Genomic DNA, 12,681 nt, shown 5'->3' with positions numbered 1-12,681 from the left:
TCCAGTTCTTTCTTCATAATCTTCAATGCTTTTAGGATCAATTTCGCCAATGTTCCTTAAAGCAATTTTATTTTGTGGTTTGTAAAAAGAAGCGTCCTTGTGGGATACAATTCTCTTTTTTTCATTGGTGTCGAAGTAGAGGAGCCTGTCTATAATTTCCCCTTTTAATATAGTTTTTTCAATAATATCATCAACATCGCTTTCTTTAACCTTAAAATATGATATTTCATCAGGAAGAATTTTAACAACAGGACCCTTTTCACAAAGTCCGTTGCAGCCAGTGGGTTTTACAAGTGGTACAACATCTATGTCTGTTTGTTTTAACTTATCAAGAAATTTAGTATATACATCGTAGCTATTGTTTGCCAGGCAGCCTGTACCGCAGCACACTAAAATTTTTCTGTTATTATTTTCTTTATTCATTTATAACTGCCTCCTTATACTCTTTTATTACGAGCTTTACTTTTTCTTTAGTCATTCCGCCGTAATATTTATCGTCTATAACCATGACAGGGGCAAGCGCACAAGCACCAAGACAGTTTACTATTTCAATAGAAAACAATCCGTCATCTGTAGTTTCTCCAGGACGGATGTTCAATTCTTCTGTAACTGCTTCAATTAATACATTTGAACCTCTTATATGGCAGGCAGTTCCATTACAGATTTTAATAATATATTTTCCTTTTGGTTTAAGGCTTAATGCTTTATAAAATGTAGCCATGCTGTATATGTCACTGACAGGAAGGCTTAAATATTCTGCAATGTAAGTCATTGTTTCTCTTGGAATAAATCCATATTTTTTCTGAACATCCTGAAGTATTGCTAGTGTGAATCTTTTTTCCATTGGATATTTTTTTAATATTTCATTTGATTCTATATAATCATAATTATTGTGAGAATCAACTTTCATACATATCACCTTCATTTAAAATTCAGAACATCCATTGCTGGATGTTCTGTTAGCATTAACTGTTAATAAGCATTTTCAGCAATTTTGTTGTCTAAACCAAGTTCTTCAAGTTTTTCCTCAGTTGGAACTCCGTATTCATCCCATCCTCTTACGCTGTAATATTCATCAAGCATAACTTCGAGTTCAGTTACTTTTCCTTTTGAAGGACCGCTTGTTACAGGTTCTGTCAGCAATCTTTTAGGAAGCAGATCATCTTCTCTTGTAAATCCGGCTTCCAAATTGAAGATTTTTTCTAGATTCCAAATTCTTTCGCCTGCTTTTAGTATTTCTTCATCAGACATTTCAATTCCCAACGTTGCATTTAATAAACTTGATATTTCAGGAAGTCCAATAGCAAAAGTAGTGAACAGACATATATCTGATGAATCAACAACAGCAGTTAAATCTTGGAATAGTTTTAATAATGCAGCTTTTCCTTCTGTTTTTAATGGATCAGTCTTAATAGGAATTCCAAGTACTTCGGTAGATGTTAAATATCCTCTTACATGGCAACCACCGCGGTTGCTTGTAGCATAAGATAATCCCATTCCTTGAATAGCTCTGCCATCATATGCAGGCATTTCTTGTTTCTTAACAGTCATTGAAAATTCAGGATGACCATATTTTTCTGCGAGTCTGTAAGAGCCAAGAGCTAGTTCATCACCAAATCCTTCTCTGTAGCCAGTTTTTTCGGTCCATTTTAAAATAGCTTGCGCATCACCAAATTCTAATTCTTCACCAAGTTCATCCTTTGTCAAATATCCTTTTTGATACAATTCCATAGCACATGCAATTGTTGCTCCCATTGTTATAGGATCTAGTCCCAGCATATTGCATACGTGGTTTGCCTTATCTATTTCATTAATATCATTAATTCCGCAGGAAGCTCCATAGGACCAGCCAGCTTCATATTCAGGACCAGCAACTATTCCTTTGTATTTTCCGTCAGGAATTTTAATTACTCTTCCGCAGCCTATTGGGCATGCGAAACAAGCTCTATTTCTAACCAAGTAATTTTCTGTTAAAAATTCTCCGCTTATTTTATCTGCATCTTCAAATCTTGATGACTGCCAGTTGTTAGTAGGAAGAGCGTCAATTCCATTTAAAATATTTACAAGAACTTCAGTTCCGTAAGTTTGAAGTCCTCCACCTTTTCCTGTAACACCATTTGCCAAAACTTTTTCTCTTACATCCTGGCAAGCTTTATTAAATTGTAAAGCATCGGCAACACCAACACCGTTTGTTCCTCTTACAACAACTGCTTTTAAATTCTTGCTTCCCATTACAGCACCAAGACCGGATCTTCCTGCAGCCCTGTCTCTGTCATTCATAACAGCTGCAAAAAGTACAAGTTTTTCACCGGCAGGTCCAATACATGCAACTCTTGCATCCTCCTCATTTTCGGCTAGGAGCATATCAGTTGTTTCATTAACATTTTTGCCCCAGATATGTGAGGCATCTTTTAATTCTATTAAATCATCACTTATATGCAAATAAACAGGGGAGTTTGCTTTACCTTCAAATATAATTCCGTCATAGCCTGCAAATTTTAGTTCTGGTCCAAAATGCCCGCCGGAGTTGCTGGCGCCTATTGTACCTGTCAAAGGAGCTTTAGCTATTACATTAAATCTTCCCGCACAAGTTGCATATGTTCCTGTAACAGGACCTGTCATAAAAATTAATTTATTTTCAGGACTTAATGCATCAATTTGAGGATCGATTTCTTCGCACAAGTATTTTGAGCCAAGACCTCTTCCGCCAAAATAATCTTTTGCATATTCCATATTAAGTTTTTCTACTTTTATTGACTTATTGCTTAAATTAACTCTGACTAGTTTCCCGGTATATCCTTTCATTATTTAGCCCCCTCTCCAAATGCTTCTTTAAATTGGTTGGCAATAATTTTTCTCTTTTCTAAGGTGCTGTCCAATTCTTTGTACTCTAGAGCCCCATAGCTGCACATTTTAACACATTGAGGGTCGCCACCACATAAATCACATTTAATTATACTTTTTAATCTTGAACTGTAAGTAATGTTTCCGAATGGACATGCGCTTATGCACAATTTACACCCGATGCATTTTTCTTTATCATAATTTACAATGCCTGTTTTTTCATTCTTTGTTAGAGCATTTGTTACGCATACAGATACGCAGTGCGGTTCATCGCATTGCATGCACATCATTGGAATCTGCAAACCTATTTCATCATAAAACATAACAGATATTGCAGAATCTTTTGGATTAAAACTATCACTTTTGCTGTAAGAACATGCAAGTTCACACGCTCTGCAGCCAGTACATTTGTCCGGCGATACAACTAAACCTTTAGACATTTTTCTCTGGTCACCATAAGTGCCAGAATCCACCTCCTTCAGTGCTATAGAATTTTATAAGAGCAATTATTTTAATCTTTGATTAAAATAAAAGGGATACAAATTAACATAGTTAATTTGTATCCCTTTGCGCAATGGCAGGTGTAAAAATTGCTTTTTACGCCCTACTGTTCACAGAGGCCATAGAGGTCAACTGTGAATCGGGAACATTAATAATTCTACATTATTATATCATAAAGAAAACGATTTTACAATAGTTTTTAACATAAAAAGTAAATTAATTGGTTATTTAATGTTACTATTGCTATATATAATGTTTATTATTGACACGGTTACATCATGATGATACAATACATTTGCAAATGCAAATTATTTGCAAATAGACATACAGAAGGAGATATTGAGGAAATGAAAAAAAATAATCGTTTCGTGTTGTTTTTTATTTTCATACTAAGTATAGTCTTTCTCTTTGGATGCAGTAAACAAGGTTTAGAAAATGTTAAAGGAGATAAACCAACTGTTGCAGTTACAATTGTTCCGGAAAAAACTTTTGTAGAGGCGCTTTGCGGAGAATTGGTTGAAGTGGTCGTTTTAGTTCCTCCGGGTAATAGTCCGGAAAATTACGAGCCTACTCCGGCTGAGATAGAAAAGTTTAGTAAAGCATCTATTTATTTTTCAATTGGGATGCCTACAGAAGAAGCAAATATCCTTCCGAATGCCGGTGATGTTAAAGTAGTTGCCTTGCAGGATAAAGTAGCTTTAGTTTACGAGGATAGAACATTTGAATCAGGAGAAAGAGACCCACACATATGGCTTTCGCCAAAAAGAGTGAAAGTAATGATAGAAGTGATAGCTGATGAAATGGGTAAAATTGATGAAGCAAATAAAGAAACATATAAAAAAAATGCTGATGCATATATTAAGCAATTGGAAGAATTGGATAAAGAAATAAAAGAAGCACTTGTTGGAGTTAAGAGTAAAAAATTTATTGTATATCATCCTGCTTTTGGGTATCTTGCAGATGATTATGATTTAGAGATGTATGCGTTAGAGAAAGAAGGAAAAGAGGCAACGGTTGTTCATTTACAAGAAATGATAGATCTTGCAAAGAGAGAAAATATCAAAGCTATTTTTTATCAAGAAGAAATAGACAGCAGTCAGTCTGAATCATTTGCAGAGGAAATAGACGGTAAGACTATGCAACTTGCGCCGTTATCAGCTGATTACATAGAAAATCTTAAAAAAATGGCAAAAACTATGGCAGAGGTGATGCAGTGAGAAAAAATGCTGTACATATAGAAAATTTATCAGTATACTATGGGCAAACTCCGGCACTTACTAATGTGTGCATGGATGTAGATGATGGGGATTTTATAGGGATTATGGGTCCAAACGGTGGTGGGAAATCTACACTTCTGAAGGCTATTCTCGGTCTGATTCCTATCACAAAAGGAAACATACAAATATATGGTCAGGAGTACCGAAAAAACGAAGCGTTGATAGGATATGTTCCGCAATTTGCTTCAATGGATAAGAAATTTCCCACAACATGTTTTGAAGTTGTTTTGTCAGGGTGTATGAAGAGAGGGTTACACCCTTTCTTTCGATTTTCAAAAAATGATAAAGCTGTTGCTTTTGAAAAAATAGAGCGAGTTGGTATAGAAAAACTTGCTAATAAACAAATAGGAGAATTATCAGGAGGGGAATTTCAAAAGATGTTGATTGCGAGAGCATTGGCCGTAAACCCGAAGCTTTTATTGTTGGATGAGCCAACAGCCAGTGTTGATATGCGTTCTAAAGAACAAATTTATGATTTGCTTGAAGAATTGAACAATGATATGACGATTATGCTGGTTACCCATGACTTAAGTGCTATTTCATCTAAAGTTCGCACCTTGGCATGTCTGAACAAAAGTTTAGTATATCACGGTGAACCTGAGGTTAATGATAATACTGTAAAGAAGCTCTATGGATGTCCGGTTGATTTGATTGCACATGGGGTACCTCATAGAGTTTTACGTAGACACGAGGAGGAAAATCATATTGATAAAAGCAATATTTGAATACAATTTCCTACAAAATGCTGTACTTGCAAGCATACTTGCAAGCATAGTATGTGGGATAATAGGTGTAATAATAGTAGAAAAGAAATTAGTTATGATGAGCGGAGGAATAGCCCACACTGCTTATGGAGGAGTTGGATTTGGCTATTTAATGGGATTTGAACCAATAATAGGAGCTTTTATTTTTTCTGCATGCGCTGCAGTTGGAATTGGATATATTAAAAGAAAAGGCGGGGTGCAATCCGATATTATAATAGGGTTGTTCTGGTCTTTAGGGATGGCACTTGGGATTATTTTTATTTCATTGATGCCGGGATATCCGCCTGATTTGAATTCGTATCTTTTTGGAAATATTTTATCTGTAACAAAATCAGATCTTTATTTAATGGTTGTATTGACATTCATTGTTGTACTTGTAGTGATTTTATTATATAATGATTGGAAATCATATCTCTTTGATGAAGAATTTGCTTCAATTATTGGAATAAAAACAGTATTTTTAGAATATTTGTTATTGATTTTAATAGCAATGACAATAGTAGTTTTAATAAGAGTTGCAGGAATAATCATGGTACTTGCCATGTTGACAGCTCCTGCAGCATCAGCTGGTTTATTTTCTTCAAAATTTAAAAATCGCATGGTATACGCCATTATTTTTGGGATTATCTTTTGTATGGCGGGATTATGGATTTCTTATGTATTGAATATTGCATCAGGAGCGACTATAGTAATACTGTCGGTAATTTTTTGTTTTTCATTGTATATTATACATTTTGTAAAAGAAAAAGTTAAGATGACAAAAATAGCTGTTAATCAAGAATTAGAATGAAAATAGCGGAGGTATCAGCATTGAATGATAAATCATGTTATGAAGATGAACTAAAGAAAAGTGGTTTAAAAATTACAAAAAGTCGAAAAGCTATTATTGATATGTTGGTACAAAGCAGTCATCCTATTACAGCAGAACAAATATATCTTGAATTAAAGGAAAACGAAGTGGAAATTAACTTATCAACCATATATAGGACACTAGAAGTTTTAGTGGATAAAAGGTTAGTTACCAAGCTTAATATTATGGATAATGACCGAACGCTCTTTGAATATAACAATTTAGGACACAGACACTATTTAGTGTGTCTTGGTTGTAAAAAAATTATTACAATTCAAGGATGTCCATTAGAATCCTACGAAAAATCATTAGAAAAGCAAACCCAATTTGCAATGTCAGGACATAGACTATATTTGTATGGATATTGTTTGGATTGTCAGAAAAAAATGATTGATTGAGCAGGAAAATTTTCAATTTTGTAGGAGGGGCGAATAATGTATGAATCAGGAGAAAATTATTTAGAAACTATTTTAATACTAGAAGAGAAAATCGGGTCTGTTCGTTCAATTGATGTTGCAAGAGAATTAAATTTAAGTAAGCCTAGTGTAAGTCGTGCAGTAGGATTATTAAAGGATGATGGGTATATTACAGTAAGTGAAGAAGGATTTTTGAAACTAACGGAAAAAGGACGAGAAAAAGCAGTAAGTATTTATGAAAAGCACAAAATACTTACAGAATTTTTAATTAAAGTTACCGGTGCACCTGATGATATTGCGGAAAAGGATGCTTGCCGCATTGAGCATATTATTAGTCGAGAGACTTACCAAGGAATAAAAAAGTATTTAAATAAAGAAGATACGTTAACATGAAATTAGTACACTAAAAGTTAAAATATTTTATATTGTTTTTTCACCTAATTTTAAATTTATATATATATCTACTATTTTATTCCATGTACTTTCATCAACTAAGCCATCAGGAACAAGACCAAATTCTTTTTCAAATGTAATAACAGCAGATTCTGTTATTGGACCAAATATACCATCCACAAGGTTGTAAGGCACATAAGTTATATTTGGTATCTGAGAAGAAATGTATGCGAGATATTCTTGTATAATTACTACTCCGGGACCTGTAGAACCTCTTTTGTAATCTATTCCAACATACGCAATGCGTGGAAACGCTAATGAAACAGGAGGCAGTGTTATTAGTATTCCTAATAATTTATCGTTGATGGCAAACCAGGTTTGATCATCTATTATGCCTGTAACAGGGAGATCCATTGTTTTTTAAAATTCAATAATGGATTTATTTGTTGCTAAATCCAACACGCCGGTTATTTCAACGGCAGGAATTGTACGGTAATAGGCTGAAAGAATATTCAAATAGTATTGAACAATTTGGACTCTTGGTACTATTATTCCGTTTCCTGTTCTTGGGCGTTCGCTTAGTAAAATTCCGCTTGAAGTTGACTCTGCCAATTTCCTTACGGCTGTATGGATATATAAGATTTTGTACCAAGTTCCTTTATCAATTACTCCGGTAGACGGCAAATTGAAAATTTTTTGGAATGATTTCACGGCTGATTCCGTTTGAGTTGAAAAAATTCCGTCAACAGGAAATATTTTTGGAATTGCAGGAAAGTTAGTAGAAATATTGTTCAGCCGAAGCTGTGCATAATATATAGGTATGCCGGAATCTCCAAGACTAAGAGGAGTTCCTGGATAAGATTCTGCAGCTACTTTAATGGGAGTGTTTGTTACTAAGTTTATATCCTCGCCATAATAATATTTTAGAATTTCAATAGGAGTATAACCATGATTTGCCAAATCAACGGATCCCCACTGATACATTCCGTCGCATTGAGATACTTTACCGTCGCAGAATTCTGCAAATAGAGGTTCTACCCTTACTCCTCTGACTATATAATCATCAAATGTTTCATCAACAATTTGCGATATGTTATCGAATAACTCCCTATTAGGTACAAATGCCTGGTCAAATTGGGTTGTGCTTGTTATATCAAAATTATAACCTTTGCTTCTATACCATTCTGTGAAAACCCTGTTCGGAGCGATTGACACTATGGCATTGATATTAGCTTTGAGGGCATCTTCTGGCCAAGTAGGATATAATTCGCTGCTTGCAACGTTCTTTATATAGTCAATAAACGGTAGTGTTACATTTTCCGCTGTGGAATCTGGTGGTCCAAGATGGACAGTTATCGTCTTAGGTATATAAACATATGACGATTCAGAAAATTGAATTCCCATTTTTTCCTCCACACAAAACAAAAATAATAACATTTGATTATTCGGTAATTAAATATTATATGTTTAATATATGCACACATGAACATTTGATTACTTTTATGTACATAGATATTATTACTTATGATAAGCTTCACCTGCATTTATTTTAAATGCTCTGTAAATTTGTTCTGTTAAAATCACTTTGAACAGCTGGTGGGGGAATGTCATTTTAGAAAAGGAAAGTTTATAGGCAGCTCTTTCTAAAACATCTTTTGAAAGTCCATTGCTTCCTCCTATAATGAATGTAATATCAGAAGTTCCTTCAATTCCCAATGTATTTATTTTTTGTGCTAATTCTTCGGAACTAAGCTGAGTTCCTTTTATGTCAAGGGCTACAACGTATGAATTTTTTGATATTTTATTAAGTATTTTTGTTCCTTCTTTTGATTTAACCTGTTCGATTTGTGATGTTGAAAAATTTTCGTCAGCTTTTTCGTCGGGAATTACCTCTTCAATAAATATGCAAAATTTTGACAGTCTTTTTGCATATTCGTTAATTGCATCTGAAAAGAATTTTTCTTTTATTTTACCGACAGAAATTATTGTTATTTTCATTTTACCACCTGCAATTGTTGTTTTGTACATAAATAAAGAAATATAATAATATAATATTATATACTATTTTTAAATTAGTTTCAAAAATTTTTCAGTAAACGTTTGCAAAAATATATTGTAATATTTTTATTGTTGTGCTATAATTTTTTTACTGTCACATAAAAATATCCGGAGGTTACTATGATTATGTTGAAAAGGATGTTATTTTTTATATTATGCTTTTTCATGTTCAATTCACAGGCGTATGGCTTTGCGAAAATAATGGAATCTCCAAATGATTATGAAATAAAAAACAATATTGAAGAAAAGTATGGGATAAATATAATTATTAACGTAGAAGATGAAGAGTTAGATTCTACAGAGTGTATTTTTGTATTAGAACAAAGCTTAAGAAGATTTCCGGAAGGTGTTATAAAGGAAATTACAGATTTTTATAATAAAAATGGAATCAGCACAAATGTAATAATAAATGAAACTGAAATAATAATGGATTTATTTTCTGAATACTCTTTAACTAATGAGTCGGCGAACATTTACATAAATGCATTGCAAAGCAGTTTGTATTCTGATGTGTGCATTGCTTCTGAAGAAAGTTTAGTTCATGAATTAGGACATTTTGTAAGTGATTATTTGTACAAAGTGTATGGGTATGAAAAATTAAAAGCTGACTTTGAGAACTTTAATAAAGGTTACGAATACGGATTATGGGGCGAAGGTTATAGCGATGTTTTTATTAATAAACATTCTGCAATGAATTTTATTGATGAAGTTGCAGATTTAATCTGGTATGCAGAAGTTCATCCTGAAATTCTCCGCAATATTAGCGAGGGAGAAACTGAAATTATACATGAAAAAGTGAGATTTCTTGCAGATGTATTTAATAAATGTTTTATTTCCATAACAGAAGATTCGAGGTTATGGATGGAAGCTGTTCCCCAAAAGCCGGATGATTGGGCAGTAGAATCAATTTGTGCTATGAAAAACGAATCATTGATTCCTGAAAAATTTGAAGGAATGTACGATGCATATATTACAAGAGAGAATTTCTATAGTGTAGTATTGAATATAATTGAAAAAAAGCTTGGAGAAGAAGCATTCAACAAAAGCTCTAATATTGTATTGCAAGAGGAGCATTTTATTTTAGATCCTGTAAGAGGAGAAATACTTGTAGATGATGGCATGAGCCATATGTTTACAGATGTGTTGCTTTGCAGTAACAAGGTAATAATGTATGAAGTATATCAGATGGGGTTAATAAACCATGATGGAATGATATTGCCACCGGAAGGGCATATGACAAGGTTGGAAATTGCAAAATTATTTACGTATATTGCTAATGAGTTAGGAATGGATATTTCGGATTATAGCGTAGTTTATTATAATGATATTTCAAATGTGAAAGATTCGGAAAAACCATTTATTTACTTTGTTTCGAGCACAGGAATAATGAGGGGATATTGCAATAGTTTTAAACCTTACGATTATTGCACATATCAAGAAGCGTATATAATGCTTATGAGACTTTATAACATTTTATGAACTCAATTATATTGAAAAAATTTAATATATAATAATTTTTTCATTTGTGGTATAATGGTAAAAATAGATTGAGGGTTAGTATTATGTTTGACTTGAGAAGTATCATTATTGGTGTTGTATTAATGCTGAAGAAGTATACTTTAATAAATATTACCATATACGCAGATTCGAATGATGATGATTTTAAAAACGGAGTAATAGCATTGCCTTTAATAGGACTTGCTATTGGTTTTGTTGCGTTTCTAATTTCATCTCTGATATTTATATACGATGAATTCTTTATCAGTACACTTATATTAGGATATTATTGCATAATTACTAAGAACGTTAATTTAACAGACACATACAGAACTTTAAATTATATTATTAAACTTAAAAATCAATCAGACCAAATTTCGGGTACAATTGGCATAGTAATTATCAGCTTGCTATATATTTCTCTTATCAGAATTGTCCCTGCAACAGCTCTTATAATAATGCCGGTGGCAGGTTACAGCAGTTTGATAATATTAAGTACAATAATTAAAAGAAACAAAGAAGGTACTTCAATAATGAAGTATTGCGGCAAATATCACAGCATGGCAGCATTTGCCATATCGTTTTTATTAGCTGCCATATTTAATTACAAACTGGTGATTCCTTTGTCATTGACGTATATGATTTCAGGATTAGTTGTGAGTTCTTTAGATAAAAAAATAAAGGAGTTTCCCAGTTCTATCGAAGGCTTTTTTATAGAGATTACACAAGTGATATTTTTAATAATTACATATATTTTAAAAATTTAAAATTAATATTAGCTATTTAGGAAATAATTTTTGCTGTTTGGTTTATTTCAATTATATTTTTAATATTTTTGACAAATAAATCGTATTGTAGTATAATCACAAAAACGAGACTTTAGCGGGCTTTCTCGTCCTAGTCGGAAGAAAGCTCTTTTTTATTATATGTGGAGGATAAAAGGATAAAATGGAGAATAAAAAAGTTATATTCAGCGGAATGCAGCCTTCCGGTTCGTTGACCCTTGGAAATTATTTAGGAGCTCTTAAAAACTGGGTTAAACTTCAAAATGAATATGATTGTTATTATTGTGTAGTTGACATGCATGCAATCACTGTTCCTAAGGAACCTAAGGATTTAAGAAAAAATACGCTGGAAGTGCTTGCTAATTATATAGCTGCAGGATTGGATCCGGAACAAGTTACACTATTTATACAATCACATGTTTCGGCTCACGCAGAGCTTGGATGGTTGTTAAATTGCTTTTCTTACTACGGTGAACTTGGAAGGATGACTCAATTTAAAGATAAGTCTAAAAAACAAGACAGCAATGCTATTACTGCAGGCTTATTTACATATCCGGTTTTAATGGCAGCAGATATATTGCTCTATCAGTCTGACTTGGTTCCGGTTGGAGAAGATCAAAGACAACATCTGGAAATTGCAAGAGATATAGCTCAAAGATTTAATAATCGTTTTAGTGAAACATTCAAGGTTCCTGATCCGTTTATTTCAAAGGATGGTGCTAAAATAATGAGTTTACAGGAACCATCAAGTAAAATGTCAAAATCAGATTCTAATGATAATGCTTACATACTTCTTATGGATGATGCTGATGCAATAAGAAGAAAATTCAAAAGAGCTGTAACAGATTCAGAAGGTATCGTAAGATATTCAGATGCTCAACCTGGAGTTAAAAACTTAATAAATATTTACTCTAAAATTACAAATAAATCAAATGCTGAAATTGTGGCAGATTATGAAGGTAAGGGTTATGCACAGTTTAAAGATGATGTAGCAGAGGTTGTTATTGGAGAGCTTAAACCAATTCAGGAAAAAATAGATTATTTATTGAAAAACAAGGATTACTTGGAAAAAATATATATTAATGGAGCTGAAAAAGCAGAAGCTGCAGCTCGCAAAACTTTAAGAAAAGCTTATAAGAAAGTTGGTTTTATACCAAGATATTAAAAATAAAGTAGGTATTATCAATTTATTTGGAGGAAGTGTGAAAAAAGACTGTGATTTTTGGGCAACCTTAACTAAGAGTTCATAGAACCCAATAAAAATATTTGATTAATTAATTACCGTTGCAATTTTTC

The 12,681-nt window shown here is 32.9% G+C and carries 15 protein-coding genes; 8 read left to right on the top strand and 7 right to left on the bottom strand.

The genetic code is table 11. From position 1 onward, the window contains the following. The 4 genes from SA378_RS06065 to SA378_RS06050 all read right to left on the bottom strand — a co-directional run. The coding region (locus SA378_RS06065) for a (2Fe-2S) ferredoxin domain-containing protein (protein WP_318525088.1) at positions 1-423 on the bottom strand (423 nt) is incomplete at its 3' end. After that, complete coding sequence (gene nuoE / locus SA378_RS06060; protein ID WP_318525087.1) at positions 416-910, bottom strand: NADH-quinone oxidoreductase subunit NuoE; 495 nt, start codon at positions 908-910, stop codon at positions 416-418. The genes SA378_RS06065 and nuoE, both read right to left, overlap by 8 nt. A gap of 62 nt (positions 911-972) precedes the next feature. Continuing rightward, entirely contained in the window at positions 973-2,805 is a 1,833-nt protein-coding gene (locus SA378_RS06055) for an aldehyde ferredoxin oxidoreductase family protein (protein ID WP_318525086.1), read from the bottom strand. Next, entirely contained in the window at positions 2,805-3,284 is a 480-nt protein-coding gene (locus SA378_RS06050; RefSeq protein ID WP_318525085.1) for a 4Fe-4S dicluster domain-containing protein, read from the bottom strand. Before SA378_RS06050 ends, SA378_RS06055 begins: the two co-directional genes overlap by 1 nt. Positions 3,285-3,692: 408 nt before the next feature. On the opposite strand from SA378_RS06050, the gene SA378_RS06045 reads away from it, so the two are divergent. From SA378_RS06045 to SA378_RS06025, 5 genes are read left to right on the top strand one after another with little or no spacing between them, the layout of a single operon-like run. Beyond that, entirely contained in the window at positions 3,693-4,562 is an 870-nt protein-coding gene (locus SA378_RS06045) for a metal ABC transporter solute-binding protein, Zn/Mn family (RefSeq protein WP_318525084.1), read from the top strand. Then, positions 4,559-5,347: an ABC transporter ATP-binding protein gene (locus SA378_RS06040; protein WP_318525083.1), complete on the top strand. Its 789-nt coding sequence runs from the start codon at positions 4,559-4,561 to the stop codon at positions 5,345-5,347. The genes SA378_RS06045 and SA378_RS06040 overlap by 4 nt, the downstream gene beginning before the upstream one ends. Next, entirely contained in the window at positions 5,328-6,176 is an 849-nt protein-coding gene (locus SA378_RS06035) for a metal ABC transporter permease (RefSeq protein WP_318525082.1), read from the top strand. The genes SA378_RS06040 and SA378_RS06035 overlap by 20 nt, the downstream gene beginning before the upstream one ends. A 20-nt stretch (positions 6,177-6,196) precedes the next feature. Then, on the top strand, positions 6,197-6,634 hold the full coding sequence (locus SA378_RS06030) for a Fur family transcriptional regulator (RefSeq protein WP_318525081.1): 438 nt from the start codon (positions 6,197-6,199) through the stop codon (positions 6,632-6,634). A 36-nt stretch (positions 6,635-6,670) separates the two neighbouring features. Next, positions 6,671-7,045, top strand: coding sequence for a metal-dependent transcriptional regulator (locus tag SA378_RS06025; RefSeq protein ID WP_318525080.1), 375 nt, complete (start codon positions 6,671-6,673; stop codon positions 7,043-7,045). A 27-nt stretch (positions 7,046-7,072) separates the two neighbouring features. Here SA378_RS06025 and SA378_RS06020 read toward each other — a convergent pair whose 3' ends face one another. The 3 genes from SA378_RS06020 to rlmH form a co-directional block, all read right to left on the bottom strand. After that, positions 7,073-7,459 carry a peptidoglycan-binding domain-containing protein gene (locus SA378_RS06020; RefSeq protein ID WP_318525079.1) on the bottom strand — a complete coding sequence of 129 codons (387 nt, stop codon included), beginning with the start codon at positions 7,457-7,459 and terminating at the stop codon, positions 7,073-7,075. A gap of 6 nt (positions 7,460-7,465) precedes the next feature. Next, positions 7,466-8,449: a peptidoglycan-binding protein gene (locus SA378_RS06015; protein WP_318525078.1), complete on the bottom strand. Its 984-nt coding sequence runs from the start codon at positions 8,447-8,449 to the stop codon at positions 7,466-7,468. Positions 8,450-8,563: 114 nt separating this feature from the next. Then, complete coding sequence (rlmH, locus tag SA378_RS06010; RefSeq protein ID WP_318525077.1) at positions 8,564-9,043, bottom strand: 23S rRNA (pseudouridine(1915)-N(3))-methyltransferase RlmH; 480 nt, start codon at positions 9,041-9,043, stop codon at positions 8,564-8,566. A gap of 180 nt (positions 9,044-9,223) precedes the next feature. Between rlmH and SA378_RS06005 the strand changes: the two genes are divergently transcribed. The 3 genes from SA378_RS06005 to trpS all read left to right on the top strand — a co-directional run bounded on the left by SA378_RS06005 (position 9,224) and on the right by trpS (position 12,550). Continuing rightward, entirely contained in the window at positions 9,224-10,582 is a 1,359-nt protein-coding gene (locus SA378_RS06005) for a hypothetical protein (protein ID WP_318525076.1), read from the top strand. 83 nt (positions 10,583-10,665) lie between these two features. Next, the gene (locus SA378_RS06000; RefSeq protein WP_318525075.1) at positions 10,666-11,367 is read left to right on the top strand and encodes a hypothetical protein; all 702 of its coding nucleotides are present in this window, start codon (positions 10,666-10,668) and stop codon (positions 11,365-11,367) included. 181 nt (positions 11,368-11,548) lie between these two features. After that, positions 11,549-12,550 carry a tryptophan--tRNA ligase gene (gene trpS, locus SA378_RS05995; RefSeq protein ID WP_318525074.1) on the top strand — a complete coding sequence of 334 codons (1,002 nt, stop codon included), beginning with the start codon at positions 11,549-11,551 and terminating at the stop codon, positions 12,548-12,550. The last annotated feature ends 131 nt before the right edge of the window (positions 12,551-12,681 follow it).

Source organism: Sedimentibacter sp. (assembly GCF_033447055.1).
GTDB lineage: Bacteria > Bacillota > Clostridia > Tissierellales > Sedimentibacteraceae > Sedimentibacter.
Note: the sequence above shows the minus strand (reverse complement) of the source record. Positions and strands in the feature narration are given on the sequence as shown.